The 24,304-nt window shown below is 72.9% G+C and carries 23 protein-coding genes and 2 pseudogenes; 10 read left to right on the plus strand and 15 right to left on the minus strand.

The window, feature by feature from the left end:
• From ACIPYS_RS31250 to ACIPYS_RS31260, 3 genes and pseudogenes are all read left to right on the plus strand, one after another.
• Nucleotides 1–499 (plus strand): annotated as a pseudogene (locus tag ACIPYS_RS31250) (hypothetical protein); the annotation flags it as partial.
• Between the two features lie 185 nt (nt 500–684).
• Nucleotides 685–2,016 (plus strand): SPFH domain-containing protein, encoded by a 1,332-nt coding sequence (locus tag ACIPYS_RS31255; RefSeq protein WP_400752412.1) that lies wholly within the window; start codon nt 685–687, stop codon nt 2,014–2,016.
• Nucleotides 2,013–3,128, plus strand: coding sequence for a C40 family peptidase (locus tag ACIPYS_RS31260; protein ID WP_400752415.1), 1,116 nt, complete (start codon nt 2,013–2,015; stop codon nt 3,126–3,128). Before ACIPYS_RS31255 ends, ACIPYS_RS31260 begins: the two co-directional genes overlap by 4 nt.
• A gap of 65 nt (nt 3,129–3,193) precedes the next feature.
• Here ACIPYS_RS31260 and ACIPYS_RS31265 read toward each other — a convergent pair whose 3' ends face one another.
• Nucleotides 3,194–4,159: an aldo/keto reductase gene (locus ACIPYS_RS31265; RefSeq protein ID WP_400752418.1), complete on the minus strand. Its 966-nt coding sequence runs from the start codon at nt 4,157–4,159 to the stop codon at nt 3,194–3,196.
• A 127-nt stretch (nt 4,160–4,286) separates the two neighbouring features.
• Here ACIPYS_RS31265 and ACIPYS_RS31270 point away from each other — a divergent pair, with 127 nt between their 5' ends.
• A complete protein-coding gene (locus ACIPYS_RS31270; RefSeq protein ID WP_400752421.1) occupies nt 4,287–4,484 on the plus strand; it encodes a hypothetical protein in 198 nt (65 codons plus the stop codon).
• Nucleotides 4,485–4,538: 54 nt separating this feature from the next.
• Here the strand turns inward: ACIPYS_RS31270 and ACIPYS_RS31275 are convergent, their stop codons facing one another.
• The 8 genes and pseudogenes from ACIPYS_RS31275 to ACIPYS_RS31310 all read right to left on the minus strand — a co-directional run bounded on the left by ACIPYS_RS31275 (nt 4,539) and on the right by ACIPYS_RS31310 (nt 14,938).
• Nucleotides 4,539–5,648, minus strand: a complete 1,110-nt coding sequence (locus ACIPYS_RS31275) for an endo alpha-1,4 polygalactosaminidase (protein WP_400752424.1) — start codon at nt 5,646–5,648, stop codon at nt 4,539–4,541.
• 22 nt (nt 5,649–5,670) lie between these two features.
• Nucleotides 5,671–6,375, minus strand: a complete 705-nt coding sequence (locus tag ACIPYS_RS31280) for a spherulation-specific family 4 protein (RefSeq protein ID WP_093861058.1) — start codon at nt 6,373–6,375, stop codon at nt 5,671–5,673.
• The gene (locus tag ACIPYS_RS31285) at nt 6,372–7,277 is read right to left on the minus strand and encodes an NAD(P)-dependent oxidoreductase (RefSeq protein ID WP_093861057.1); all 906 of its coding nucleotides are present in this window, start codon (nt 7,275–7,277) and stop codon (nt 6,372–6,374) included. Before ACIPYS_RS31285 ends, ACIPYS_RS31280 begins: the two co-directional genes overlap by 4 nt.
• Nucleotides 7,278–7,441: 164 nt before the next feature.
• Nucleotides 7,442–8,143: pseudogene (locus ACIPYS_RS31290) on the minus strand (NDP-sugar synthase); the annotation flags it as partial.
• A 71-nt stretch (nt 8,144–8,214) separates the two neighbouring features.
• The gene (locus tag ACIPYS_RS31295) at nt 8,215–9,207 is read right to left on the minus strand and encodes an SDR family NAD(P)-dependent oxidoreductase (protein ID WP_093861055.1); all 993 of its coding nucleotides are present in this window, start codon (nt 9,205–9,207) and stop codon (nt 8,215–8,217) included.
• A gap of 153 nt (nt 9,208–9,360) precedes the next feature.
• Nucleotides 9,361–10,875, minus strand: a complete 1,515-nt coding sequence (locus ACIPYS_RS31300) for a hypothetical protein (protein ID WP_093861054.1) — start codon at nt 10,873–10,875, stop codon at nt 9,361–9,363.
• Nucleotides 10,876–10,948: 73 nt separating this feature from the next.
• The gene (gene pelF, locus ACIPYS_RS31305; protein ID WP_400752431.1) at nt 10,949–12,457 is read right to left on the minus strand and encodes a GT4 family glycosyltransferase PelF; all 1,509 of its coding nucleotides are present in this window, start codon (nt 12,455–12,457) and stop codon (nt 10,949–10,951) included.
• Nucleotides 12,458–12,559: 102 nt separating this feature from the next.
• Nucleotides 12,560–14,938, minus strand: a complete 2,379-nt coding sequence (locus ACIPYS_RS31310) for a hypothetical protein (RefSeq protein WP_400752434.1) — start codon at nt 14,936–14,938, stop codon at nt 12,560–12,562.
• Nucleotides 14,939–15,351: 413 nt separating this feature from the next.
• On the opposite strand from ACIPYS_RS31310, the gene ACIPYS_RS31315 reads away from it, so the two are divergent.
• Complete coding sequence (locus tag ACIPYS_RS31315) at nt 15,352–16,278, plus strand: tyrosine-protein phosphatase (protein WP_400752437.1); 927 nt, start codon at nt 15,352–15,354, stop codon at nt 16,276–16,278.
• A gap of 28 nt (nt 16,279–16,306) precedes the next feature.
• On the opposite strand, the gene ACIPYS_RS31320 is transcribed toward ACIPYS_RS31315, so the two are convergent.
• The 6 genes from ACIPYS_RS31320 to ACIPYS_RS31345 form a co-directional block, all read right to left on the minus strand.
• Nucleotides 16,307–17,251, minus strand: a complete 945-nt coding sequence (locus ACIPYS_RS31320; RefSeq protein ID WP_400752440.1) for an RNA polymerase sigma factor SigF — start codon at nt 17,249–17,251, stop codon at nt 16,307–16,309.
• 176 nt (nt 17,252–17,427) lie between these two features.
• Complete coding sequence (locus ACIPYS_RS31325) at nt 17,428–18,297, minus strand: RNA polymerase sigma factor SigF (protein WP_093861051.1); 870 nt, start codon at nt 18,295–18,297, stop codon at nt 17,428–17,430.
• A gap of 300 nt (nt 18,298–18,597) precedes the next feature.
• Nucleotides 18,598–18,891 (minus strand): Dabb family protein, encoded by a 294-nt coding sequence (locus ACIPYS_RS31330; protein WP_053645680.1) that lies wholly within the window; start codon nt 18,889–18,891, stop codon nt 18,598–18,600.
• Nucleotides 18,892–18,951: 60 nt separating this feature from the next.
• The gene (locus ACIPYS_RS31335; protein ID WP_162497185.1) at nt 18,952–19,092 is read right to left on the minus strand and encodes a hypothetical protein; all 141 of its coding nucleotides are present in this window, start codon (nt 19,090–19,092) and stop codon (nt 18,952–18,954) included.
• Between the two features lie 724 nt (nt 19,093–19,816).
• Nucleotides 19,817–20,425: a histone deacetylase gene (locus tag ACIPYS_RS31340; protein WP_400752445.1), complete on the minus strand. Its 609-nt coding sequence runs from the start codon at nt 20,423–20,425 to the stop codon at nt 19,817–19,819.
• Nucleotides 20,426–20,519: 94 nt separating this feature from the next.
• Nucleotides 20,520–21,284 carry a GntR family transcriptional regulator gene (locus ACIPYS_RS31345; RefSeq protein WP_400752448.1) on the minus strand — a complete coding sequence of 255 codons (765 nt, stop codon included), beginning with the start codon at nt 21,282–21,284 and terminating at the stop codon, nt 20,520–20,522.
• A gap of 493 nt (nt 21,285–21,777) precedes the next feature.
• Here ACIPYS_RS31345 and ACIPYS_RS31350 point away from each other — a divergent pair, with 493 nt between their 5' ends.
• Genes ACIPYS_RS31350 through ACIPYS_RS31370 form a run of 5 tightly spaced genes read left to right on the plus strand, consistent with a single transcriptional unit; the run spans nt 21,778 to nt 24,149 of the window.
• Nucleotides 21,778–22,056, plus strand: a complete 279-nt coding sequence (locus ACIPYS_RS31350; RefSeq protein ID WP_400752451.1) for a hypothetical protein — start codon at nt 21,778–21,780, stop codon at nt 22,054–22,056.
• Nucleotides 22,053–23,303: a hypothetical protein gene (locus ACIPYS_RS31355; RefSeq protein ID WP_400752454.1), complete on the plus strand. Its 1,251-nt coding sequence runs from the start codon at nt 22,053–22,055 to the stop codon at nt 23,301–23,303. The genes ACIPYS_RS31350 and ACIPYS_RS31355 overlap by 4 nt, the downstream gene beginning before the upstream one ends.
• Nucleotides 23,300–23,611: a hypothetical protein gene (locus ACIPYS_RS31360; protein ID WP_400752456.1), complete on the plus strand. Its 312-nt coding sequence runs from the start codon at nt 23,300–23,302 to the stop codon at nt 23,609–23,611. The genes ACIPYS_RS31355 and ACIPYS_RS31360 overlap by 4 nt, the downstream gene beginning before the upstream one ends.
• 50 nt (nt 23,612–23,661) lie before the next feature.
• Complete coding sequence (locus tag ACIPYS_RS31365; protein ID WP_400752463.1) at nt 23,662–23,991, plus strand: RRQRL motif-containing zinc-binding protein; 330 nt, start codon at nt 23,662–23,664, stop codon at nt 23,989–23,991.
• Between the two features lie 17 nt (nt 23,992–24,008).
• On the plus strand, nt 24,009–24,149 hold the full coding sequence (locus ACIPYS_RS31370; RefSeq protein WP_400752458.1) for a hypothetical protein: 141 nt from the start codon (nt 24,009–24,011) through the stop codon (nt 24,147–24,149).
• Nucleotides 24,150–24,304 lie beyond the last annotated feature (155 nt).

Genomic DNA, 24,304 nt, shown 5'->3' on the forward strand with positions numbered 1-24,304 from the left:
CGCCGTTCCGCCGGTGGGGGCCTCGCCGTCGCCGACCGCGGCTCCGGTGGGGCCAGCTCCGGCCACCGGCGGTCCGTCCCCGACCGTGTCCCCGACCGCCCCCGCCCCGACGTCCCCGAGTCCCAGCCCGTCCCCGAGCCCGACCGCGGCCACGACCCCTGCCCACACCTCCACGCCCACTTCCACTTCCACCGCCACCTCCACCCCGAGCCCGACCACGGCGGCGGCCGCCGACCCGACCGGGGCGGACCCGGAACCGGCGGACGTCTCCGCCCCGGACCGGGACCGGGCCGACCGGGTCCGGGGTCCGGCCGCCCCGCCCGAGCGCGGACAGCAGCGGGCGGCCGAGCCGGTGGACCCCTCGTCACCGGTGGCTGCCGACCGGCAGCGGTCGGACGCCTGGCGCGGCGGGTTCGCCGGGATCCTGCTGGTGCTCACCGGGATCGGCCTGATCACCCGTCGGGTGCTCGCCCGGGGAACCGGGACCCGGCGGCGCTGAACCGCTCCCACCATCCGCTCATGTGCCTGCGCGTCAGCTCCGGCTGTGGACGATTCGTCAGGAAATGTCGACACACATGATCTCAAATGTCGCATTTGATGACGTATGAACTTAGCCTGACTCTGGCACTGCCCGTCAGATCCGGGCCGCCCGTTGCGCGACACACTGAACCTGAGGATCCGTGCATGGACGTCACCCGCGACTCTTCGCAGCGACCCGACCACCTGCCCGAAACACTTCCCCCGGCGCTGCCGGAACGTTCCGCCTCCGGCTCCAGCCCGCTCGCCAAGGTGCTTCGGACGTCCGGGGCCGCCACCGGACGGGCCGACGGCGGTCCGCCGACCACTCCGCTCACGGTCCTCCCCGGGCCGGCCGCTTCCCCCGCGGACTCCCGTGATCCGCGCGATCCGCTGGAGGCGGGGGAGCCGGCCGCCCGGACCGTGCAGCTCGCCCCGCCGCCCCCGGCGCCGGTCGTGGACCCGTTCCCGGCCGCCGTCCCGGAGGCGGCCCCGGCCGGGATTCCGGCCGCCGCCACCTCGCGTCGGCCGCCGCGCGCCGACCAGGCCCTCCGTGAGCGGAACGCGGCCGGCCTGCCCGGCTGGATCGCGCTGATGGCGCTGCTGCTCGGCACGGCCGCCGTCCTGCTGGTGCTGGTGCGCGACGGAGTCGTCCCGCACTGGGACGCGCTGCCCGATCTGCGCGCGGACGCCGTTCGCGCCGGCGGCCGGGCCGAGGTGACCGCGCGTTCGGTGGCCGCCGTCACCGCGGCGGGGCTGCTGGTCGTGCTCGCGCTCGCCGGGCTGCTGGCCAACGCCGGCGGCGAGACCCGGGTGCTCACCCGCTGGGGCCGCTACCGGGGCACCGTCCGCCGCACCGGCCTGGTCTGGGTGAACCCGCTGCTGCGCCGTCGCCGGGTGGACGTCAGGCTGCGGCACTGGCGCAGCGAGCCGGCCAAGGTGGTCGACCGCACCGGTACGCCGATCGTGGTCCGGCTGCTGATCGTGTGGCGGGTCAAGGACACCGCCCGCGCGGTGCTGGCGATCGAGGACCACGAGAGCTATCTGCGGGAACAGGTCCAGGCGGTGCTCACCCGGACCGCCTCCACCCTGCCCTGCGACAGCAACGCGGCACCCGGGCCGGCCCTGCGCGACGGCCAGTGGTTCGCCGACGAGCTGACCCGGGCGCTGGCCGCCGAGGTCGCCCCGGCCGGGCTGGAGGTCTACTCGGCGCAGCCGCTGGCGCTGGACTACGCGCCGGAGGTGGCCGAGTCGATGCGCCGCCGCCGGCTGGCCGATCTGGACGCGGGCCTGCGCACGGTGCTGGTGGACGACGCGGTGGAGGCGGCGGCGCTCGCCGTGCGCCGCCTGGAGCGCGCCACCGCGCACGAGCTGGACGAGGCCGCCCGGAGCGCGCTGATGGAGCACCTGCTGGTCGCCTTCGTCGCCCCGGCCGGAGTGGCCGCCTCGGTACCGCCCCCGGCCGCACGGGCCGGGCGGAAGGAAGGACGACCGGCATGAGGATAGCCAGCGGTACGGACACCGGCCTCGCGTTCGCCGACGGGACCGCCGACACGCTCGACACGCTCGACGGGCTCGACGGGCTCGTGGCCTACGAGGGCTTCGACACCCCCGACGGGTTCGAGGGCCTGGAGGGCCTCGACACCCCGGACGGTTTCGAGGAACGCCTCGGCGGCGGTCCCGCGCTCGCGGGCTGCGGGTGCCCGCACTGCGCGGCCCGGCCGCGCACCGCCCGACCGGAGCGACCGGAGCGGCCGTCCGGGGGCGGCCGAATACACCGGGCGGTCCGCACCGCCTGCCTGGCCACCACCGTGCTGGCCGGAGCCGGGGTGGTCGGACTGACCGCCGGTGCCGGGGCCGCGCAGGCGGCGCCGGGCAAGCAGGGCTGGGACGGTTCCCGTTACTGGTTCCAGAACGCCCGCGGCGAGTGGCGCTGGACCGGCCACTACAGCGTGTACACCAAGGCCGTGGGCGGCGCGGGGTCCGCGTCCTCCACCGGCTCCGGGTCCACGGCCGTGGCCCCGACCGGCTCCGGTGCACCGGCGGGCGGCACCGGGTCCACCGCGCAGCCGACCGCTGCCGGGAGCGCCGCCCGGTCGACCGGACCGCGCCAGGGCTGGGACGGTTCCCGGTACTGGTTCCAGAACGCCCGCGGCGAGTGGCGCTGGACCAGCCACTACGACATCTACCTCGACCGCACCGGCGGATCGGGCGGCGGGACGCCGTCCCAGGACCGGACCGCGTCCTCCGACCGCACGGAGACGGCGATCGGCTACGCGCTGGCCCAGCTCGGCAAGCCCTATGTGTGGGGCGGTGACGGTCCCTCCGGCTACGACTGCTCGGGGCTGGTGCAGCAGGCCTTCCGGCGGGCGGGCGTCGAGCTGCCGCGGGTGGCCGACGACCAGTACGCGGCGACCACCCCGATCACGCAGGACCGGCTGCGCCGGGGCGACCTGCTGTTCTGGTCGGACAGCGGCCGGGCCTCCGGGATCCACCATGTGGGGATCTATCTGGGCGGCGGGAAGTTCGTCGAGGCGCCGCGTCCGGGGAAGACCGTCCGGGTGTCGACGATCAGCAGCGGCTTCCGGCCGACCCACTTCGGTCGGCCGTGACGGTCGCGGCCCGCGTCGTCCACAGCCTGTGGACGACGCGGGCCGCGGGTGCGACGGTGCCGGGGTCAGGCGGAGGCGGCGTCCAGCAGCGCGGTCTGCGCCGGGGTGAGTTCCAGCGCGGCGGCGGCCAGCAGCGGCGGGAGCTGGTCGACGGTGCGGGCGCTGGCTATCGGGGCGGCGACGGTCGGCCGGGCGGCGAGCCAGGCCAGCGCCACGGTGGCGGGCTCGACCTCCTGCTCGGCGGCCACGGTGTCGAGCGCCTCCAGGACCTTGGGGCCGCGCGGGCCGTCCAGGTAGCGGCCGGCCCCCTCGGCCCGGGCGCTGGGCACCGAGCTGCCGCCCGGGCGGTACTTGCCGGTGAGGAAGCCCGAGGCCAGCGCGTAGTAGGGGACGGTGGAGAGGCCGTGCGCGGCGACCACCTCGGCCAGCGGGCCCTCGAAGGTGCCGCGGGAGACCAGGTTGTAGTGCGGCTGGACGGCCACGTACTTCGCCAGACCCTCGCGGTCGGCGAAGGCCAGGGCCTCGGCGAGCCGGTCGGCGCCGATGTTGGAGGCGGCGACGGCGCGCACCTTGCCCTCGCGCACCAGCTCGTCGAGGGCGGTGACGAACTCCTCCACCGGGGTGTCGTCGTCCTGGTGGGTGTAGTAGAGGTCGATCCGGTCGATGCCGAGGCGGCGCAGCGAGCCCTCGGCGGAGGACTTGATGTTGGCCGCGCGCAGCCCGCGCGCCTCGGGGTGCAGTCCGACCTTGGTGGCGACCACGACGGAGTCGCGGTTCCCCCGGCTGCGCAGCCAGTTTCCGACGATCGTCTCGGACTCGCCGCCGGTGTTGCCCGGGACCCAGGAGGAGTAGGTGTCGGCGGTGTCCACGAAGTTGCCGCCGGCCGCGGCGTAGGCGTCGAGGACGGCGAAGGACTCGGCCTCGTCGGCGGTCCAGCCGAAGACGTTGCCGCCGAGGGAGAGCGGGAACACCGAGAGCTCGGAGTCGCCGAGCTGCGCGTAACGGGGGGCGTCGCTGCGGGAATCGGTCATGCTCCGAGTCAACCCGATCATCGGGCCGGTCGTTCCGGGGTCGTGGGGTACTTCACATGCTTGTCGCACAGTCGTAGCCCGGAGACCGGGTGTCGGGGCGGTCCGCGGATTCGTTAGAGTCCCTGCCATGGCTGACAACGACTACGACCCCGCCGGCAGCACCCAGATGTTCCGGGCCTTCGTCGACGAGACCCCGGCACCCCAGGCGCCGGGCTCCGTCAACACCTACGGCGCCGGCGGCGGCGGCCGCACCGGCAAGATCGCGGCGATCGCCGTGGCCGCGCTCGTGGTGCTGGGTGCCGTCATCTGGCTGGCGGTCAAGTAACCCTCGTGGCTGATCGCCTGGCGGTCCGGGGGCCGTGCGGCCCCCGTCCCTGCGTCAGCAGGGCTTCCGCCAGGCGTCCAGTTCGAGCTTCTTCTGCATCGAGCTGAACCCCAGGGCCTTGGTCTTGGCGCAGAACCGGTCCGTGCCGAGCTTGTACTCGACATGGAAGACCGCCTTGCCCGCCTGGATGAAGGGCGAGAGCCGGCCGCACTCGTCGAACTGCGCGCACTCCTCGTTCACCGCGAAGTCGAAGTCGCCCAGCAGGGCCGGGATCTGGTCCAGGTCGTTCTTCAGACCGATCGCCAGGCCGCGTTCGTGGGCGAGCGTGGCGAGCATGCGGTTGTAGCGGAGCTGGTCGTCCGCGGTCAGCGGGAAGCCGCTGTTCTGGTTGTAGGCCTCGATGGTGTCGGGTTCGACGGCGTCGAAGCCCTTCTGCCGGCACATGTCGAAGCGGGCCGCCATCAGTGGCTTCAGCTGGTCCAGCTTGCGGATGTCGAACCACTTCTCGCCCTTCCAGCCGTTGCCCGAGCCCTGCAGGGCCTGGGCGAAGGCGGCGGCGTCGGGGCGGAAGTCCTCCCAGGAACCGGCGTTGATGTAGCAGATCACCTTGCGGCCCTTGGCGTGCAGCGCGGCGACCACGGAGGCGTCGGTCTCGAAGCCGTCGATGTCGTAGACCGGGACGTCGACGGACTGGTCCACGCCGCCGCCGAGTTGCCACTGCCAGGCCAGGCCCGGGGCGGGCTGCCAGCGGGCTCCGCCGGGTGCGGCCGGTGTGCCCGGTGCGTTCGGGGTGCCGGGGGCGGCCGGGGTACCGGGAGCGGGGGGCGTGCCGGGGGTGCCGGGTCCGGTCGGGGTGCCCGGACGACCCGGAGTGGCCGGCGTGCCCGGGGCGCCGGGCGTGCCCGGGGTGCCGGGCGGGACCGGCGGAGTACCGGGGGCCGATGTCGTCGGCGGGTCCGGGACGGCCGGGGTGGACGGGGCGTCCGGGGTGCCGGGGGTGCCCGGTACCGGGGCGGCGGTGGCCGCCGGGGGCTGCGCGCCGGTGGCGTCGGCCGAGGGGTCGTCCTCGTCCTCCGAACCCGAACTGCTGCACGAGGTCGCCAGCAGGGCGACGGCGGTGGCGAGGGCGAGGGCGGCGGCCAGGGGCCGGGTGCGGCGGGTCACGATGCTCGAACTCCGAGTGGGGTCAGGTGGGTTCGGTGACGGGCCGACCGACGGTCAGCTCGTGCGGCAGGGTGCGCCAGGGGTTGTCCCCGGTGCCCGGCACGGCGCAGCCGACGCCGGCCCGGCGGGCGGCGATCAGCGCGGCCGCCTCCCCGGAGCGTTCGGCGGGCACGTCGTAGACCAGGTGGCAGAACCGGGCGGCGGCGTGCCGGCCGGTCCACAGCGGCAGGGCCAGGCCCTGGTACGCCGTCCAGTCGCCCTCGAAGGTGACCAGCAGGTCGGCCAGGCCGACCTCGGCGTAGCCGGGGTCCGGATGGTCCCCGTGGCCGAACACCACGGTGGTGCAGCCGGCGGCGCGGGCCGCGGTGGCGAGGCGCCGGTAGTGCGGCAGCGCGCCGGGCGCGGCCGACACCTGGTCGAGGTAGACGCCGGTGATGCCGTGGCGCTGGCGGTAGGTCAGGATGTCGTTCACCACGGCGGCGTGCGGCCGCCGACCGTAGTCGGTGTCGGCGTAGCCGAGCAGCGGCAGGCCGGCCCGGCGGAGCTCCTCCGCGGCCTCGGCGAACACGTGGTCGGGGTCGCCCGGCCCGTCGGCGAGGTTGAGCACGACGGCGGCGATCCGCCTCGGGTCGGCGGCGGCGACCGCCTGCCAGGCCGCCGGGTCCACCGCGGGGTGGACGTACAGCGGCACCAGCAGGCGGCCGTCGTGGTGGCTCCCGCCCGTCATGCGGTGACCAGCGGTTCGGTGGAGAGCCAGAGGTCGCGCAGGGTCTCGTCGAGCCCGGTCTCCGGCTGCCAGCCGAGTGCCCCGGCGGCGGCCGACACGTCGGCCTGCTGCCAGGAGACGGCGGCCGAGCGCTCGGAGCCGGCGCCGCTCTCGTCGATCCGGCCGGTGAAGCCGGCCGCCGCGACCAGGCCGTCGGCGATCGCCCGGACCGGCCGGGCCCGACCGGAGGCCAGGTTGAGCAGCCGCGGCAGCGGACCCTCGGCGGCCACCGCGAGGGCGACCGCGCGGGCGATGTCCCGGGCGTCGACGAAGTCGCGGTGGGCCGAGAGGTCCCCGACCCGCACCACCCCGTCGGTGCCGTCCGCCGCGGCCCGGCGCAGCTCGGCGGCGAGCCGGCCGGGCAGTGAACCGGCCGGGGCGCCGGGGCCGACCGGGTTGAACACCCGGAGCACCACGGCGTCCAGCGCCGAGCCGGCCACCGCGAGGGAGCCGGCCAGCTTGGTGGCGCCGTAGACGCCGACCGGACGGGCGTCGGCGTCCTCGGCGAGCGAGCTGCCGGGGGCGCAGACGCCGTACTCGCCGGCCGAGCCGATGTGCACCAGCCGGGCCTTCGGGGCGCCCAGCTCGAGCGCCTCGCAGAGCACGGCCGGGCCCCGGGCGTTGACCTCGGCGAGCTTGACGGCGCTGCCCGCCACCGCACCCGCGAAGTTCACCACCGCGTCCGGGGCGTGCGCGGCCAGCTCCTCGCCGAGCGGGCCGGCCTGGGCGGTGGCCAGGTCGAGCCGCAGGTCGTGCTCGGGCCGCCGCCCGGCGGTCAGCACGGTGGCACCCGGCAGGGACCGCAGGGCGGTGGCGGCGTGGCGGCCGAGGAAGCCGTCGGCGCCGAGCAGCAGGATCCTCACGCGGCCCGTCCGTCGTTCTCGGGGCCGGTCGGCACCGCCGCGGCCGGCTGCCCGTCGGCGGCGTCGACGGCCGTGCGAGCGGCGGGGACCGGCCGGTCCTGGCCGTTCGGCACCGCGTACAGGCCCTCTCCCGCGGCGGGGCCGGCGGTGGCCGGCTCGTCCGGGAGCAGCAGCGAGCGGTTGAGCGAGAACTCCGCGTTGGCCCGGTCGTAGTCGTCCGGACGGCCGATGTCGAGCCAGTAGCCGTCGAACTCGTAGGCGGACGGCGGGGTCTTGGCGGCCAGCAGGTCGAGCACCAGCTCGTCGAAGCCCAGCGGCAGACCCGGGGTGTACTTGGCGAGCGCGGTACGGGAGACGCCGTAGACGCCCATCGAGACCCGGTAGTCGATGCTCGGCTTCTCCTGGAAGCCGGTGATGGCACCGTCCTCGGCGGTCAGCACACCGAAGTCGATCTTCACCTGGCGGGCGTAGGTGGCGATGGTGAGCGGAGCCCCGGACGACTCGTGGTGCTTGAGCACCCCGGCGAAGTCCAGGTCGGTGAGGACGTCGCCGTTCATCACCAGGAAGTTGTCCGGCAGCCGGTCCTGCATGGTGAGCAGCGGACCGAGGGTGCCGAGCGGGCTGTCCTCGACCGCGTAGCCGACCCGCAGCCCCCACTGGGAGCCGTTGCCGACGTAGGCGCGGATGATGTGGCCGAGGTGGCCGATGGCCAGGGTGACGCTCTGGAAGCCCGCGGCGGCGAGCTGGCGCATCACGATCTCCAGGATCGCGTGCTGGTCGCCGATCGGGACGAGCGGCTTGGGAAGCGCGGTGGTGTACGGGCGGAGTCGGACGCCCTTACCGCCGGCAAGGATCACTGCATGCATGGTGGTTCCCCCACGGAAGTCGGTGCGACAAGGGACCTTCGGTGCCGGAGCGGCCGGAAGGCGGGACCGGATCAGACGTTGTAGATGTCGGTCTTGTAGCGGGCCAGGTTCGACGGGTCGCGGAAGAACTCGATGGTCTGCTCCAGTCCCTCCTCCAGGGAGTACTGCGGGGCCCAGCCGGTGGCGGTGCGCAGCCGGGTGGCGTCGGCGACCAGGCGCATGACCTCGGAGTTGGTCGGGCGGATGCGCTGCTCGTCCTCCTTGACCGTGACGTCGACGCCCATCAGCTTGCCGACCAGGGTGACCAGGTCGCCGACCGAGATCTCGCCGCCGGTGCCGGCGTTGAAGGTGCGGCCGACGACGGCCTCGGCGGGGGCGGTACCGACGGTGCGGAAGGCCTGCGCGGTGTCCTTGACGAACATGAAGTCACGGGTCGGACGCAGGTCGCCGAGGGTGATCTCGGTCTCGCCGGCCGCGAGCTGGGCGATCACGGTGGAGATGACGGCGCGCATCGACTGGCGCGGGCCGAAGGTGTTGAACGGGCGCAGGGTGACGACCGGGGTCTCGAAGCTGGCGTGGTAGCTGTCGGCCAGCCGGTCCCCGCCGGCCTTGGAGGCGGCGTACGGGGACTGGGTGTTGATCGGGTGGTCCTCGGAGATCGGCACGGTCTGCGCGGTGCCGTAGGTCTCGCTGGTCGAGGTGTGCACCAGGCGCGGGATGTCCAGGTGGCGCACGGCCTCCAGGACGTTCAGGGTGCCGGTGACGTTGGTCTCGATGTACGAGTGCGGGGCCTGGTAGGAGTACGGGATCGCGATCAGGGCGGCCAGGTGGTAGACCGCCTCGGTGCCCTTCACCAGGCCGTTCACGGAGCCGGGGTCGCGGACGTCGCCGAGGACGATCTCGACGGAGTCCAGCACCTCCTTGGAGAGGGTCTCCAGCCAGCCGAAGGACGAGAACGAGTTGTACTGGACCATCGCGCGGACATGGTGCCCGTCGGCGACCAGGGCCTCGACGAGGTGGGAGCCGATGAAACCCTCGGCTCCGGTGACGGCGACGCTGCTCATGGTGATTCGCTTCCTGTGTCTTTCGGGGACGTGTACTGCACGGACCGGCCGGATGGCGTGACGGTGGTGACCCGGCCGGAGGTGGTTCGGTCGGTGCTGGTTCCGTGGTGCGCTGTTCAGCTGTTCAGCGGTGCCGGTTCAGCGGGCGCCGCATCAGCGGTGCTTGGTGGTGCGGCCGAGCACGGGCCCGGCGAGGGCGGTGAGGACGGCCGCCGCGGTCCCGCAGCCGATCAGCTGCAGGACGGTCGGGTCCGCACCGGTCAGCAGTCCGGCGCACTCGGCGCCCGCGGCTGCCAGACAGATGAGGGCGGTGCTCCAGCTGAACCCGAAGGCGTTCAGCAGCAGCGCCAGCCAGAGCGAGCCGCCCAGCAGCAGCAGCGCGCCGAGCTCCGGGACGCCCAGCGCCGGGGCGCCGGGCCAGAGCACGGTGGCGGCGGCGTCGAGGGCGGCCACGGTGGTGAGGTAGATGAAGAGGCAGCCGAGCAGCACGCCACCGGTGCGGCGGGCGAACTCGACCGGGGTGTGACTGGTGCGCAGGGCGGCCACGGCCATCGCCCGGTAGCGGAAGAGCAGCCACTCGGCGAGTCCGAGGCTCAGCGTCAGAGCGATCATGGCCGGCCCCGTCGGGCTGGTCGAGACGCCCTCGGCGCTGCCGGTGCGCACCGCCTGGTGCACGGTGACGCCGAGTCCGGCGATCAGGGTCAGGGTGCCGACCGCGAGGCCGAACAGCAGGTGCGGGACCTCCTTGGACAGCGGCAGCCGCAGCGGGACCGGATCGGCCTCGCCGCGCCGGCAGCGCAGCAGTTCCCGGGCGGCGAGCCAGACCGCCAGCCCGAGCGAGGCCAGCAGCACCGCCGTGCGGACGACCTGCGGCACGTCGACGGCGAGCACGACCCCCGCTCCGACGGCCGACGGCGCCAGCGCGACCAGCAGGAACTTCTCCCGGCCGAGCACCAGCAGCACGGTGGCCGCCGCGAGGTAGCCGGACTGCCCGGCGGCGAAGCACAGCGCGCCCAGCGGGCCGCCGACCACGTAGCCGGCGACGGCCGCGATCAGCGCGCCGAGCGGCGCCCCGATCGCCAGACAGCCCGCGGCCGACCGCCGCCGCCCCCGGCCCAGCCAGGCGTAGGAGCGGTGGGCCAGGGCCTGGTTCCAGGACCAGCTGACCAGGGTCGCGACGGACAGCGCGAGCATGCCCGAGGGCAGTCCGAAGCGCATCCGGTCGGCGGCGAAGAGGTTGGCGCCGAGCAGGTAGCCGAGGCCGGGCAGGGCGAACACCAGGCCGCGCACGACGCACCGCCAGGGGTCGGCCCGCCAGGGGTTGGCGAACTCGGCGCTCGGCCCGGGGTAGCGGCGCTCGACCCGTTCGAACAGCTCCTCGGCGAGCGTGAAGGAGTCGGGGCGGCCGTACAGCAGGGCCGCCTGCTCGTCGGAGAGGCCGTCGGACTCCAGGATCGCCGCGATCTCGTAGGGGTGGACCGCGTCCGCGCAGATGTCGCGCAGCCGCTCGGCGAGCTCGTCCAGCGGGTCGGCGGAGAGGTCGAGCTGGTCCGGCACCGGCGGGCGCTGGGGCGGCAGGGTCGGGCGGCGTCGTTTGAGCGGCAGCACCCGCAGCTGGACGGTCTCGTCGACCGCCTCGCCGGGAACCAGTCGCAGGGGACCACTCATGCGCCCACCTCGCTGCGCTCGGCGGCCGCTTCGCGGTACACGCGCCTGTCCATGATTCGCTCGGTGCCCTCGCTCATGCGGTCACCTCGCTGCGCTCGGAGAGCCCGGCGTCCTGCTCCCAGTCCGGGTCCGGCGGGCCGTCGGTGACGGCGACCATGCCCTCGGGGAGCCAGCGGGCGGTGCCCAGCAGCTCGGTGTAGATGCCGCGGAAGCCGTCGATGTTCTGGCGGAGCGTGAACTGCTCGATCACTCGCAGCCGGGCCTGCTCGCCGAGCCGGGCCCGGCGCTCCGCGTCGCGCAGCAGCTCGATCGCGGCCGCGGCCATCGGCTCGGGCTCGCGCGGGGGGACGACCAGGCCGGTGTCCCCGACCGCCTCGCGCACGCCGCCGACATCGGTCGAGACGGTGGCGCGGCCGCAGGACATCGCTTCGATCAGGGTGAACGGGAAGCCCTCGCTGATCGAGGAGAGCATCACCACGTTCCCGGCCGCGTACGCGTCGGTGATGTCCGCGACCCGGCCCTCGAAGACCACCGAGTCCCCGGTGCCGAGCTCGGCGGCCAGCGCCTCGCACTTCTCGCGGTAGGCCTCGCCGCCCTTGGGCGTGCCGCCGAACAGCCGCAGCCGGGCGTCGGGTATCTCGCGTCGGACGATCGCGAACGCGCGTATCAGCGTCTCGAGGTCCTTGATCGGGTCGACCCGGCCGGCCCAGCTGAGGGTGGGGGTCTCCGGCTCGGGCCCGGCGGGCGGGAAGGCCGCGGGGTCGACGCCGTTGTAGACGGTGCGGATGTGCGTGGAGGGCGTGCCGCCGCGCTCCTCCCAGCGCCGGTTGTACCGGTTGCCGGGGGTGACCAGCGCGGCACGGCGGTAGCTCTCCTCGGCGAGCATCCGGTAGAAGCCGAGCAGCAGTGCCTTGACCGGCCAGCGGTACGGGCCGGTGCGGTAGCCGAGGTAGCGCTCGCGCAGGTAGATGCCGTGCTCGGTCAGCAGGAACGGTACGCCGAACTGCTGCGAGGCGATCAGGCCCGGCAGGGTGGCGAGGCCGCCGCTGGCGGCGTGCGCCACGCCGTCGCGCGGCGGCTCGACCGAGAGCGGCCGCAGGGCGTGCTCCAGCAGGTCGGTGGCGTTCAGCGCGTCGTGCATGGTGGGCCGGGAGACCGCGGTGGAGAGGTAGTCACGGGTCCACACGTGCTGCAGCGTGCGCAGGGCACGCTCGCTGCGCAGCGCCGGGCTGAGCAGCCCGCGCCGGGCGAGGTCGGCGAAGCCGTACAGCTCGGTGCCGAAGTGGGTGGTGTAGACCGGGTCCAGGATGGAGTGCAGAAAGCGCTCGTAGGCGTTGAGGAAGCGGCGCATCTCCTTGCCGCGCGGTGCCTTGGCCTCCGAGGCCGGGCCCCACAGCGGGGCCGTGGTGACCGACCGCACGTTGGCGGGCAGCTCCCAGGCCAGTGCTTCGTGTCCGGTACCGGTGACGGCGATGATGTCGAACTCGACGTCCGGCATGCCCTGTACGAGTTGGTCGCACCAGACACTCACGCCGCCGTGCTGGTGCGGGTACGTCCCCTCGGTGAGCAGGGTGACGCGCATTTCTGTCCCCCCTCCTGTTCTTGCTCAAGCTCCCGGCCGAGTCGGCCGGTGGGTGGTGCCGGTGGCGGGCCGGGGAGCCGACCCGCCACCGGGTTCACCTGTCTAGCGGGTGCCGGACGTACCGGCGGTCTTCTTGACGGGTTCGGCCTTCCCCCCGGAGGCCTTGCCGTGCTGTGCGGTGTCGCCCTTGCCGGCGGCCTTCCCGGTGGTACCGGTCGCCTTACCAGCAGTGGTACCAGGAGCGACGTTCTTGCCCGCCACCGGGGCCCCACTACCGGGGACGAGGGTGGGCGCGTCGGTGCGGTCGGTGTCGCCCGGACCGGCCGGGACGGCGTCCGCGGTGCCCTGCGGGACGACCTTGGTGTCGGCCGGCGCCGGGGCCGCGACGGACTTGGCCGCGACCGACGGGCTGACGGCCGCCGGGGCGGCCGGCGCGGCCGGCAGCTGCAGCTGGACCGCGCTCTGCAGCTGGCCGGGCTTGACCCAGCCGGAGAGCGAGCCCGCGTAGGCGGTGCCGAAGCCGGTGGTGCCGATGGCGAGCTGCTGGACCGTGCCGGTCGGCATGGTGGCCTGGACCTGGACGCCGGACGGGGCGCTGACCCGGACCGCGTTGCCGACGCGGTAGGCGGTGACCTGGCCGTTGCTGACGGCGTTGCTCCAGGCCGCGCGCCGCTGGAACTCCAGACCGAGGTCCTTCTGCGCCAGGTTGACGACCGGGGTGTTGTCGGCGTGCAGCGAGCGGTAGGTCGAGAGGACCTTCTCCAGCACCGGGTAGACGATCCGGTCCTCGGACAGGTTCGACTGGTGGATGAAGTGCGGCCGCGGGTCGTTGTTCAGCACGTGGCCGAGGTCGATCCGGGCCTCCAGCGGCACGATGTACGACTGGTAGCCGGTGTTCACGTCGAGCGGGGCCGGCAGGCAGGTGGAGTTGGCGTTGCTCTCGCAGACGCCGCTGCCACCGTTGGCCGCGCTGGTGTAGATCCAGTTGTACTCGTCGGTCTCCTCCTTCGCCGTGGCGGCGTTGTAGAAGACGTTCATCGGGTAGCGCGGGACGGTCAGCGCCGCGCCGACGGCCCGCTGGGCGGGCTCGCGGGAGGCGTCGCTGGCGGTCCACTTGACCCCGTTGGCGGCCAGCGACGGGGCCAGGTACGGGTTGTCGCTGGTCTCCTGCGGGGCGGTCAGCAGACCGGAGTGCTCGCCGGTGACGAGCTCGCTCTTGTCCAGGGTCAGGCCCCGGGCGGCCGCCCAGTCGAGGTTGTTCTTGATCTGGGAGGTGATGGTCGCCTGGTCGACCCAGACGGTGCCGCCCGCGGCGTCCTTGGTGCACTTCCACGGGACCACCGAGACGTCCTGGAGGCAGCCCAGGTACGGGTGGGTGTAGGTGTGGTTGACCCAGCGGTAGCTGCTCTGGTCGGCGATCATCTGGTCGACCACCGGGTCGGCGGTCGTCTCGTGGTCGGCCTTCCAGTCCTCGCTGCCGCCGCCGTTGAACACCATGTCCATGGTGAAGTTGTGGTCGAGCTGCCACTGCTTCGCGTACTGCGCGTCGGCGACCGTCATCCGGATCGGGTTGGCCGTCTCCGGGGTGCCGGGCGGGCAGGTGACGTCACCGGGGGTGCACTTCAGCACGGTGTCCCAGCGGTCGTCGGCCAGGAAGACGTCGTCGACGTGGGCGGCGAAGTAGTTGCGGTCGTAGCCGAGGTGGACACCCTGGGTGATCCAGTCGACGATGCCGCGGGCCAGCAGCCGGTACTGCTGCTGGTACTGGTTGTAGACGAAGGTGACGACCAGTTCCTTGCGGCCGTCGTGGGCGTACTCGCCGACCAGCGAGCCCTTGGCGGTGGTGCCGGGGATCGGCACCTCGACCAGCGGGGTGAAGCTGGAGCCGGCGGGCAGGTCGGTCCTCGGAGTGGACAGGTAGCCGTAGCTCTCCGAGATGGCCGGGTCGTTGTCCTCGAAGGGTATGGTGCCCTTGAGGTACCCGAACGATCCGCCCAGGCCACTGGCGGTGACCTGGCCCTGGAAGCCGTCCAGGGTGCCCATGTACCCGGGGTTGACGGCCCAGTTCAGGCCGACGTCGGGACGGGCGTAGGTGTAAGCGTCGACCTGGCGGACGCCGAACGCCGCCTCGTAGGTGGCGATCGCGGCCATCTCGGCGGAGCCGGCCGCGAACGGGTTGTCGTTGGGCAGGACGATGCCCTGGTACTTGCCGCGCGGCTGGCCGTTCAGCGTGTCGCTGAGGAAGGCCGCGTCGATCACCGGTCGGCCGGCGTCGTTGAGGTCGACGAGCTTGTACGGGGTGCCCTGGCTCTTGAGCTCGGCCGCGATCGCGGCCGTGGCCGGACCGCCGTCGCTGATCACGAGCACGGTGAGGTCGATCCGGGGCGTAGTGGTGGCGGCGTGCGCGAGGGACGACTGCAGGCCACCGGCCAGCAGAACGGCTGCCGCGCAGGCGGCAACTCTTCGGGTCGCTCGACCCATGTTGTCTTTCCTCCCCTGGGCAGGGCGCTCCGCTGCTCGCGTTCACCTGCCCTGTAGCTGTTCGAGGGCAGCAGGCTGCCCGGCGCCCATCCTGGTGGAACTTGCGTTCCTGGCGGGACCGAATGGGCAGGAGTGCAGCGAATCTGTTACCAACGTTCATGGTCGGGCCATGAGGGCGCTGATTGTGGCCGAAACCGTACCGGCTGCGCAAATAATCAATTAAAAACAAAAGCCGTGGAACCGAGCGTTACCGCTGCTCACCCATCGTGTGAGCCGACGGATGAACCGGACCCTACACTGGCCGCCTTGCCCGTGACACTCTCGCACATCCTGCCGTTTTGATGGGCAGGTTCATGCAATATCGCTCACGGTTGTGCCATGTCACCGTCCGAATATCCAATGGGGTGCGCAGCGTGACCGATCGGCCGACCGGAGCCGCCGATTTCCCGGCCGCCCGCAGCCTGGGACTGTTCGGAGCCGTGAACGCCCGCGACCTGGGTGGTTACCGCACGGCCGACGGCCTGGTGCTCAGGGCCGGCGTCGCGCTGCGCAGCGACGGCCTCGACCGCCTCACCGACGAGGACCTCGGGCGGCTGGCCGGGCTGGGCCTGCGCCGGATCGTCGACCTGCGCAGCCCGGACGAGGTCCGCGAGGCCGGACCGGATCGGACGGCCGCCGGCATGACTCTTCATCACCTGCCGGTTTTCGCCGTGGACTTCGACATCCGCGCCACCCTGCGCGCGGCGCTGGCCGAACGGGACCCGGCCGGGCAGCGCGCCCTGCTCGGCGACGGCCGGGCCGGGGCGATGATGACCGGCCTCTACCGGTGGTTCGTCACCGATTCCATTGCCCGCGAACAATTCGGCCGGGTGCTGCGGCTCCTGGCCGAACCGGGGGCCTCGCCGCTGCTGTTCCACTGCTCGGCCGGAAAGGACCGGACGGGGTGGGTGGCGGCGGTGCTGCTGACCGCACTGGGGGTGGACCGGGAAACGGTGTTCACGGATTATCTGCTCACCAACGAGCGTTCCGCCGCCGTGGTCCGGACCGTGCTGGAGAGCCTTCGGGCCCGTGGTGCGACGAGCGATCCGGAGCTGCTGCTCCCGGTCTTCCGGGCCGAGCGGCACTACCTGGAGGCGGCCTTCGAGGAGGTCTCGGCCGGCTGGCCGGACTTCGGGACGTTCTGGGCGGACGGCCTCGGGCTGGACGGGGGCGTGCTGGCCGGACTGCGGGCCAATCTGCTGGAGTCCGGGCCCCCGCCGGACCTCGCGCCCCGGGCGGGCGCGACGGCCGCGCGCACGGCCGCGGAACCGGCGCTGGGCGCCGGCCCGCCGGAGGTCTGAGCCCGCGGGCTCGCCTCCGCCCCCCGGCTCACCCCTCGGTGGTCAGGCCCTCGCGCAGCTGGGTGAGGGTCTTGGTGAGCAGCCGGGAGACGTGCATCTGGGAGATGCCGATCTCCTCACCGATCTGGGACTGCGTCAGATTGCCGAAGAAGCGCAGCATGATGATCCGGCGCTCGCGCGGCGGCAGCTTGGCCAGCAGCGGCTTGAGCGACTCCCGGTACTCCACGCCCTCCAGCGCGAGGTCCTCGTAGCCGAGCCGGTCGGCCAGCGGGCCCTCGCCGTCCTCGTCGCTCGGGCTGGAGTCCAGCGAGCTCGCCGTGTAGGCGTTCCCGACCGCCAGGCCCTCCACCACGTCCTCCTCGCTGACGCCGAGGCAGGCGGCCAGCTCGGCGACGGTCGGGGAGCGGTCGAGCCGCTGGGCGAGTTCGTCGCCGGCCTTGGTGAGCGCCAGCCGCAGCTCCTGGAGCCGCCGGGGCACCCGCACCGACCAACTGGTGTCGCGGAAGAAGCGCTTGATCTCGCCGACCACCGTCGGCATCGCGAAGGTCGGGAACTCGACACCGCGCTCCGGGTCGAAGCGGTCGATCGCCTTGATCAGGCCGATGGTGCCGACCTGGACGATGTCCTCCATCGGCTCGTTGCGGCTGCGGAACCGCGCCGAGGCGTAGCGCACCAGCGGCAGGTTGAGCTCGATGAGGGTGTCGCGGACGTAGGTGTGCTCGGCGCTGCCCGGCGCCAGGGCGCCCAGCCGCACGAACAGCGAGCGGGAGAGCGTCCGGGTGTCGAGCGCGGGACCCGGCGCGGCTCCGGTGTCGGGTGCGGCTCCGGCGTCGGGCGCGGCCCCGGGGCCCGGTGCCGGTCCGGTGTCCGGCGCTGTCGCGGCGTCCGGCGCCGTCCCGGCCCGCTGGAGCGGGATCTGCGCGGCGGAGGCCGCTTCAGCGTGGATCTCCGCAGTGCCCAGGTCTCCGGACATGCACCCACCCCCTCGTGACTGACGGTCCAACGGGTGCCGCCGGGGGAACGTTCCCGTGCTCGCGGCCGGCCCTCTTCCCCCCTCCATACCGGCTCACGATCCCCGGCAAACCCGAACGTCGCAAGATGTCACGCGGCGGTGACGCCCCGTTGTCGGGCCGTGACGCGGCGGGCCGGTCAGTCGTCCCAGGAGTTGCCGGTCCTGAGCCTGGTCAGGATCCGGGACAGCAGCCGGGAGACGTGCATCTGGGACATCCCGAGCTCGGTGCTGATCTGCGACTGCGTCAGATTGGCGAAGAAGCGCAGCATGACGATCCGTCGCTCCCGTTCGGGCAGCTGGACCAGCAGGTGGCGGACCATGTCCCGGTGCTCGACCTCGGCCAGTGCGGAGTCCTCGTAGCCGAGCCGGTCGAGCAGCGCGAGGCCGCCCTCGTGCTCCTGGGCGGCCTCCAGGGAGGCCGCGTTGTAGGCCCGTCCGGCGTCCAGGCAGGCCCGGACGTCCTCCTCGGGGATGCGCAGGCTGGCGGCGATCTCCGGCACCTTGGGAGTCCGCCCGTGGACCACGGTGAGCTCCTCCATCGCCCCGCTGACCTGCACCCAGAGCTCCTGGAGCCGGCGCGGGACGTGCATGGTGCGGACGTTGTCGCGGAAGTAGCGCTTGATCTCGCCGAGGATGGTCGGCAGCGCGTAGGTCGGGAACTGCACGCCGCGGCCGGGGTCGAAGCGGTCGATGGCGTTGATCAGCCCGATGGTGCCGACCTGGACGACGTCCTCCATCGGCTCGCTGCGGCTGCGGAAGCGGGTGGCGGCGTACCGGACCAGCGGGATGTTGACCTCGATCAGCGCGGCCCGGACCCGTTCCCGCTCGGGGGCGTCGGGGGGCAGCTCGGCCAGCCGTTCGAAGAGCACCCGGGTGAGGGTCCGGACATCGACGGCGGGGCGTCCGCCGGGGCCGCGCAGGCCGTCCGGGCGGAGCTCTCCGGCCGGACTGATCACGGTGGCGAGCACCTCGTCGTCCGGTGCGCTCCCTGGTGTCCGCACGGACACGTCACCCCTCCCAATGTCGACAACGGTGGGACCTGCGGACCGGGTGCCCTGTCTCGTTCCTCACCTCACCATGTCCGGCAAAACCGGTCATAGCATCACAAGGCGGGCACATGTCGGGCAAGTACCGCGTGGAGGTGTGTTGGTGCGGCGCCCGGTTGCCGGCGGTCCCGCCGGAGGGGCCGGCCGGGGATCGTTCCGGGACAGAGCAAGGCGCCCCGCCCGGGTGCCGGGCGGGGCGCCGCGGGCCGTCCGGGGGACGCGCCGGCCGGGGCCGGGGTGTCCGGAGGGGGCCCGCCGGGGTCAGACCTCGATGTCGGCGATCACCCAGGTGGCGAACTCGCGCCACTGGGCGGCCGCGGCCTGGTGGGCCGGGTGGGTGAGGTACGCCTGGAGGGCCTCGCGGTCCTCGACCAGGCTGTTGATGGCGTAGTCGTGGGCGATGTCGCGGTCGGTGGTGTTCCAGCCGCACTCCCACTCGCGCAGCTCGGGGACGACCGGGCCGAGCTCGGCGAAGGCCTTGGCGCCGGCGAGCGCGCGCTCGTCGTCCTTGCTGACGCCTTCGTTGAGCTTGAACAGGACCAGGTGGCGGATCACGGTGCCGCTCCTCGCGGACGGGGTCGGATGTCGGGCCCACCGTAGCCGGTGGGTCCCGGACTACTTCACCAGGCCGGTCATGAACGTGCCGATCGCCTTGGCGGCGTTGGAGATGCCTTCGAACCCCGACTGCACCAGCTCGGCCGACCGGGCCGGCGAGGTGATGATCGTGTAGAGCACGAAGATGAGCAGGAGAACCATTCCGATCTTCTTCGCCTGCGCCATCCGGTGACCTTCCTCCCTGCTGTGGGCCGCCGCCGTTCGGTCCCCGAGCGGCCCGTGCAACGGGCAGCTTATCCACCCGGACGGTCTATCAAGTGTGCGACGCGTTCACCCGGCGGGACGAAGGTCCCCGCGACAGGGGCCTTTCTCCGGGTGCCGGGGCCCGCCGCGGACGGCAGGATGGTTGATGTACCGAGGATCTGGCAGGAATCACCGGTACATGGATCCGGAGCCCCCGCTGTGGGACCGGGTGCCGCGACTTCCCCCCGACGCGGCCCCCGGTTGTGGGACTCCGCCCGGGGGAGCGGTCAGTCCCCCCGAGCCGCTCCCCCCTTCCAGGCTCCGTACTCGACAGGCGTTGGTGGTCATCGGCCGACGGGTACGGAGCCCTTTTTCGTCTCCGCTCCTCGTCTCCGGACCCGGGTGCCGCCGGTGCCCGCCCGTGCGCGGGAACGCCGAGAGCCCGTCCGGATCTCCGGACGGGCTCTCGGTCTGACTGGCGGTAGCGGTGGGATTCGAACCCACGGTGAAGTTGCCCCCACACACGCTTTCGAGGTCTGTGCGGACGTGTCCGGCGGGGTTCGCTGGGGTTCCGGCCCCTGGTGGGAGGGGCGTCTATGGGGTGCGGTGAACCCCGGTGAACGGGGGCGAATGAGACCAGAACTGAGACCAGAAGCCGTGTCGCTACCTGGGCGTTTTCCGCCTACGAGTCCGGGCTGCCGATGCTCACGGGATCGGCGCTCAGTGCAGCCACGATCGCTTCTGCGGTCCACGTCCCGGACGCGCCGGGGCGGGCGCTCAGGTACTTGGCCGAGTCCTCCACGGACCAGCCGTGCGCTTCGCTCAGCCCGGACGCGAAGTTCCGGAGGTAGGCCGCCGATGGGCGGGTCACTGCGGCGTCCGCGCGTCGCCACGGGGCGGTGAATGTCAGCACCGGGTATCCGTCGATCTGCCCCGGGCAGACCAGCGTCTCGTAGCGGCCGGGCCCGAGCCGAACCTCCCCCGACGCCAGAACCGGTGCGAGGTCGAGGTTCCGCCCAGGCTCGTCGTGCATCTCCTGTGCCGCGATGTCGGAGAACTGCTCAGGGGTGATCAGGTAGGCCCGTGCAGGCATCTCGCCGGCATCCGTCTGGTCGTAGAAGCCCATACCTCCGCTCCAGACCTTCGACTCCAGCGAGAAGTACAGCTGTCCCGGCAGCAGCACAGGCAGCGCTGCGCGTGGCGGCGTGCGGTCGCGGCACCCTGGGTACACCCGGGTGCCGCCCGGAGGACGGCCGCCCGCGATGTAGTTCATCAGCCGGTCGAGGTGCATGTTTGAGCCGTAGGCCGCGTACCAGACGAGCTCTGGACTCGACTTGTGGCCGGTCAGGGGGTCGGGGCGTCGCGGGGTGCTTAGGGCAGTCATGTCAGTCCGTCGAGACGTCGTAGCGGATGACGTGCCTGTCGCCGGGGAGCGTCGTGATCATTACCCGGAGTGGCTTTCCATCCTTGTCGTAACCGGTCCGGCGGTGGACTGCGACCGGGGTGGCTGCGGGGAGAACGAGCCGCTCGCTCTCGTCCCGCGTGGGCATCCGGACCGTGATCTCGTCGCTGTACCGCACCTGGATCAGGCCAGCGCTGGCGAGCACGCCGCCAGGAGCCGACACGTCCTCGGGGAGCATCAGCCGAGTGTTCCGGACCAGTTCTTCGGGGAAGTACGAGTCGGCCAGCGCGTACGGCTCGTGATCCACGTAGCGGATTCGCTCGCGGACGACCGTGAGCGCGGTCGCGGGGTCGAGCTGGAGCTGTAGTGCCACCTCCTCCGGAGGCCGCATGATCGAAACCCGGATCTCTTGGCGCGGTTCCTGGCCGCTGGCAGCTATCTGGCTGGCCCACTGGTCGCCAGCGCCGTGGTTCGCCTCATGTGCCGACCGCGACTCCAAGGTGGTCCAGTTCCAGACGGCCGGCTTGTAGCTCTCTCGGACGAAGCTGCCGCGCCCCTGGGCGGAGACGAGGAGTCCTTCGTCGGTCAGTCGGCCGAGCGCGAGCCGCACTGTGTTGCGGCTGACGTTGTAGGCCGTCGTCAGTTCTTCCTCCGATGGAAGTTTCTGGCCGGGTGCCAATCGGCCCTGCTCTATCTGAAGCCGCAGGTCATCGGCGATGGCGTGATAGCGCGGAGTCTGCTTAGCCATGTCGGATCTCCCTGACTTAGATGCCTTGTTCCAACAAGGTACCCCGAAGTGCTTGACGGCGCGAGCATCCATGCCCCAAGCTCATGTCACCGAAGCTTGTTGGGACAAGTCAGCCAACAAGACCAGGTGAGTTTGATGGCCTGATAGGCCCTTCTTTGGGCTGCTCTGACCTGCATGAATGCGTCCGCGAATGGCCGGCTACCGCCGAGCCCAGGGCGAAGCGGCCCCACGGGGCCATGGTTCCCGGCGCCTTTTCAGTCCGGAGGGCAGTGATCGCAAGATCCGCGTCTGCCTGAAGCGGGAGCACGCTCCCGAAAGACGCAACAGATCAACAACGAGTGTCTTTGGTCCCCGATCCGTCTCGTGGCGGGTCGGGGGTCATGGCTGCTCGTACATCGCGAGTGGCTGGGCCCGCAGAAGTCGGGCCGCCGCGCTCCGGCCAAGGAACGCGCGGCGGCCCTGGGGCCCACCCTCAGCTGGGAGAGGTAGACCCGTGAAGTCGATTGTTGCAGGCCAGTACGCCGTGGACTCCGAGGAGTTCGCGGAGCTGGCGTTGGGCGTGGACGAGGAGCTGTTCGCCGGGGTGCCCGGTGAGCAGGTGCTCGCGTACCGGGCCCGGATGGACGTGGCGCTGGCGGTGCTGGCGGACCTGCGCCGGGAGGACCCGGAGCTGGCCGCCTACGCCGAGCGCCTTATGGACGAGGCACCCGTGCCGCTGCACGCCGCCCGCCGGCCGGCCGTTCGCGCCGAGCAGGGGAGGGCGGCGGCATGAGCGGGCTGGGTGAGTTCCGCGCCGAGCGGCGGGCGGACCGGCGCGACGAGCGCGAGCAGGACCGGTTGGACGCCGAGGCCGCCCGGCTCCGGCGGGAGGCCGATCGGCTCGCCGCCGAGCAGGCCCGAAACCGGGCCCGCGCGGCACGCGCCGCCCGCCTCGGCCGGGTGACCGGCTGGGTGGCGGCGAGTCCGGCGCGGGCGTTCGTGCGGCTGGTGCAGGCGTGCTCGATCGTGCCGGCGGTGGTCTCGCAGGTGGCCGCGCTCGACCACGCGGACGTGGCGCTGCTGCTGGCGGTGCTGCTGGCCGCGATGCTGGAGGGCGGCGCGTGGGCGCTGGTCGCCATGGGCGCGCAGGCCGAGGGCGAGCGCTCCACCCGTACCTACCGGCTCGGCGCGTGGGCGGCCGGCATCGTGGCCGGGGGGATCAACTTCGCTCACGGCTGGTCGCAGTACCCCGACGCCCGGTGGGTCGCCGCCGTGCTGGCCCTGTCCAGCATCGGCGCGGTGTGGCTGACCGATCTCCAGACCCACGGCGGCCGGGGCCCGACCACCGCCGAGAAGAAGGCGGCGAAGGAGCGGGCCGAGCACGTCCGCCGCCGGGCCGAGCACCACCCGGAGGTTAGGGCCGTCGCCGACCGCCTCCTGTCCGCCGCCGCGTACGGGGCGCTGGCCGCCGACGACGCGTGGCGCATCGCGTGGGAGTACGTCCACGGGGTCACGGTGCCGGGGCTGACGGCCGATCTTCTGGCCCGTCGGCTCAATGCCCGGGCTCGGGTCGCCGAGCTGAGCGCGCTCCCCGCGCCGGCCGATCTGTGGCCGGGAATGCCCGACGACCCGTTCCCCGCCCTCACGCTCCCGCTGCCCTCCGGACCGCCGGACAGCGTCTACCTGGACACCGTTCCTGAGGCTCTGCGGAACGCTTCCCCGATCACGCTCGAAGCGCTCGAAGCCCTTTACGGAACAGGGTCGAGCGCACCCGCACCGATCCCCGGCGCGACGGTCAACACGCCTCCGGTCGACGACGGCGGGAACGTTTCCGGTGCCGGGGAACGCCCGCTCGACCCGGCCGATCTGGCCCGGGTCCGGGTGCTGGCCGCCGACCTCGCCGCCCGGGGCGAGGAGCTGTCCACGAAGAAGGTCCGCGCGCTGCTCGGCTGCCGCAACGACTACGCCGTCCGCCTGCGGGCGGCCGTCCACGCCGAGCGCCGCACCCCGGGTGCCGACACCACCGAGGAGACGTCGTGACCACCCTCACCACCGAAGCCGACGCCGCGCACGCCCTCATGATGCTGCTCGCCGAGCACCCGCACATGCCCCGGGCCGACTTCGACGTCCACGAGTACGTGAGCGACGCCGGAGCGCCAGAGTGGGGCGTGGTCCTGGTGGTCGGCGACTCGCTCACCCACTTCGAGCAGTGGCGTTCCGCACTCGACCTCGACCCGGTGTTCGTCGACTTCAGCGCCTGCCCCCACGGCGCCTGCCTGACCGCCATTGGCGACTTCGACGGCGTGAGCGTGGAGCTGTTCGCCGTCGCCGACACCCCGGGGAAGTAGCCGTGGGTCGGCCCCGCTTCTGGGACCCGGCGGGTGAGCGGCACGGCGGGATGCCCACCTACCCGTGGCGCATGGCCCCGCCCGACCTGCTCACCCGCCGCCAGCTCCGCGCCCTCGGCCTGCGGCCCGGCGGCCAGCCGGTCGCCGCGCAGATCCTCTGGCGCTCCCGCCTCGCCACGGGCGAGCGGGCCGCCTACCTCTACCGCCTCGCCCTGGCCAAGCCTGTCCGGCCGATGACGCCGGGCCGCCTGCGGGCCCTGGCCGCCGCCAACGCCGCCCGCCGCACCTGCCCGCTGTGCGACACGGACGCCGGCTACGTCCTGCCCGCGCACCTGGGCACCTGCCTCCCCTGCGCCGACGTCTTGCCGCTCGCGGCCTGAAACCCCCGAGGAACGCCATGAACCGTTGCGACTATTGCGACGAGGACAAGCCGGACGTCACGCGCCGCGTGGACCCGTTCGACCTGGAGATCAACGGCCGGACGACGGTCGACGCCTTCTGCGACGACTGCTACCAGCTCCGCTGCGACGAGATCTAACCCCACTCCGCCGCCGCCCTCATCGCCTCCGCCTGCCCCCTTGCTTCCACTTCGCCGCCGTCCGCGACAGGAGAACACTGTCATGTCCGTGACCACCATCGAGGTCGCCAGCTTCGGTTACCTGCACGGCGCCCCGCCCGAGGCGCACCTGACCC

The sequence above is a fragment of the Kitasatospora sp. NPDC089913 genome (genome assembly GCF_044748625.1).
Lineage (GTDB): Bacteria > Actinomycetota > Actinomycetes > Streptomycetales > Streptomycetaceae > Kitasatospora.

Coding starts and splice junctions, on each gene's coding strand:
- ACIPYS_RS31255 (WP_400752412.1), top strand. CDS start 685: ATGGACGTCACCCGCGACTCTTCGCAGCGACCCGACCACCTGCCCGAA.
- ACIPYS_RS31260 (WP_400752415.1), top strand. CDS start 2,013: ATGAGGATAGCCAGCGGTACGGACACCGGCCTCGCGTTCGCCGACGGG.
- ACIPYS_RS31265 (WP_400752418.1), bottom strand. CDS start 4,159: ATGACCGATTCCCGCAGCGACGCCCCCCGTTACGCGCAGCTCGGCGAC.
- ACIPYS_RS31270 (WP_400752421.1), top strand. CDS start 4,287: ATGGCTGACAACGACTACGACCCCGCCGGCAGCACCCAGATGTTCCGG.
- ACIPYS_RS31280 (WP_093861058.1), bottom strand. CDS start 6,375: ATGACGGGCGGGAGCCACCACGACGGCCGCCTGCTGGTGCCGCTGTAC.
- ACIPYS_RS31295 (WP_093861055.1), bottom strand. CDS start 9,207: ATGAGCAGCGTCGCCGTCACCGGAGCCGAGGGTTTCATCGGCTCCCAC.
- ACIPYS_RS31300 (WP_093861054.1), bottom strand. CDS start 10,875: ATGAGTGGTCCCCTGCGACTGGTTCCCGGCGAGGCGGTCGACGAGACC.
- pelF (WP_400752431.1), bottom strand. CDS start 12,457: ATGCGCGTCACCCTGCTCACCGAGGGGACGTACCCGCACCAGCACGGC.
- ACIPYS_RS31310 (WP_400752434.1), bottom strand. CDS start 14,938: ATGGGTCGAGCGACCCGAAGAGTTGCCGCCTGCGCGGCAGCCGTTCTG.
- ACIPYS_RS31320 (WP_400752440.1), bottom strand. CDS start 17,251: ATGTCCGGAGACCTGGGCACTGCGGAGATCCACGCTGAAGCGGCCTCC.
- ACIPYS_RS31335 (WP_162497185.1), bottom strand. CDS start 19,092: ATGGTTCTCCTGCTCATCTTCGTGCTCTACACGATCATCACCTCGCCG.
- ACIPYS_RS31340 (WP_400752445.1), bottom strand. CDS start 20,425: ATGCACCTCGACCGGCTGATGAACTACATCGCGGGCGGCCGTCCTCCG.
- ACIPYS_RS31345 (WP_400752448.1), bottom strand. CDS start 21,284: ATGGCTAAGCAGACTCCGCGCTATCACGCCATCGCCGATGACCTGCGG.
- ACIPYS_RS31355 (WP_400752454.1), top strand. CDS start 22,053: ATGAGCGGGCTGGGTGAGTTCCGCGCCGAGCGGCGGGCGGACCGGCGC.
- ACIPYS_RS31365 (WP_400752463.1), top strand. CDS start 23,662: ATGCCCACCTACCCGTGGCGCATGGCCCCGCCCGACCTGCTCACCCGC.
- ACIPYS_RS31370 (WP_400752458.1), top strand. CDS start 24,009: ATGAACCGTTGCGACTATTGCGACGAGGACAAGCCGGACGTCACGCGC.